The following is a 1,435-nucleotide window of genomic DNA, read 5'->3' on the forward strand; positions in this document are numbered from 1 at the left end:
GATGAAATTTACAAAAGCGGTGCATAATAATTGGACTATTAGCCAACAAGATATTCATAACTATACCCAAGATTTATACAAAAGGGCACAAAATTTCTTGCATCAAACCAATGCATAGTGGAAATAAAATTCAACCCCAATAACAGAGATTAACGATGAAAAAACTTTTCAATGTAATGGCTATTCTAAGCTTCCTTTCTATAGTTGCTTTTGCAGAGGATTTTTTAGCAAAAGTTACTAATGGTGCCTTAAGTGATTATGATAAGGGTGTGAGACTTTTGAGTGTAGAGGAGGAGGAGAGAGTTGTTGGGGGATATGGATTTATTAGGGATTCAAGATATGATTATTATGGATATGGCAGATCGTATGCATTTGTTGTAACTGATAATTTAAATAATCCCTATAGTGTGGCTCGAGAATTTGGATTCAATGGTTTCATTGTGGCAAATTATAGATATATGAATGGGTATAAACAATATTATTTAACTTATGCTACTCCTAGTGGTAAAACACATGAATTTTGGCAACATTATCGCAATGCACAGGAAGTATTAAAGCAATTTAAAGCCCAGTATTAATATTAGGAGGATAGAATGAAAGTTTCAAGTTATAATGTTTATAGCTTTAGCCCTAGTGCTATAAATCAAGCTACTAATGGGAAATCTCAAGAGATTCTAAAGCCCAATGTTACTACACAAGAAGTTTTAGATACTTCACATTCTGTGGATACTAAAAATCTTATGGTGAAGCATTCCCTATCCGACTTTATCCAATATATACCTAACAATCTAACTACTATAGAACACAAAAAGACAGATATAGTAGCAGAGTTATTAAAAGATGAATTACTCATAAGAAATGCTAAGACAAACAAATCCCAAATACAAGAGGTAAGGATACAAAATGAGTTTTATGGTTATAGTGTAGATAAGCAAGGTTATCTAGGAGAGGATTTTAATGCTGCTGCGGAACTTCCAAGTGGGTTTAAATTGCATAAAAGCACCTTAGAGGAAATTATTAGAATTGGGACAAGGAATTATGGAGGATTGGCTACTGGATTGTTCGACCCTAATTTAACCAATGAAGAAGTATTCAAACATATAGATATAGCTAACACTCTTAACCAATACTATAATGTCTTTACACAAATTATGCCAGAAATCAAAGAATCTTATTCTACAGAGGAAATTGAAAAACTACCCAAGGGTTTTAGTGATAAAAGATATATGGCAAATGAGCCTGGGATAGAAGATCTTGAGATACTAAAAGCATTTAGCACCATGAGAAGTTGGGATCATTTTAAAGTTACTAATCTTTATAATAAAGAGACTTTTAGGGAAGCTAAAGTTTTAAGCTCACAATTACAAAGCATTGATCTTAATCTAAGAGTATATGAACTTAATTTCTCTGTAGAAGAGATGAAAAATTTAAACTT

The 1,435-nt window shown here is 32.2% G+C and carries 2 protein-coding genes; both read left to right on the plus strand.

Going from position 1 to position 1,435, the window contains the following annotated elements; translation table 11 throughout:
- The first annotated feature begins 155 nt into the window (after positions 1–155).
- Positions 156–578, plus strand: coding sequence for a hypothetical protein (locus LS72_RS10455; protein WP_034555651.1), 423 nt, complete (start codon positions 156–158; stop codon positions 576–578).
- A gap of 15 nt (positions 579–593) precedes the next feature.
- Positions 594–1,435, plus strand: an 842-nt coding sequence (locus LS72_RS10460) for a Cj0814 family flagellar-dependent secreted protein (RefSeq protein WP_414458072.1), incomplete at its 3' end; no start/stop codon positions are given.

This window comes from Helicobacter apodemus (assembly GCF_000765745.2).
In the GTDB taxonomy this organism is placed as follows: domain Bacteria; phylum Campylobacterota; class Campylobacteria; order Campylobacterales; family Helicobacteraceae; genus Helicobacter_D; species Helicobacter_D apodemus.

Excerpts from the sequence above, each read along its gene's own strand:
- LS72_RS10455 (WP_034555651.1), top strand. The coding sequence starts at position 156 with ATGAAAAAACTTTTCAATGTAATGGCTATTCTAAGCTTCCTTTCTATA.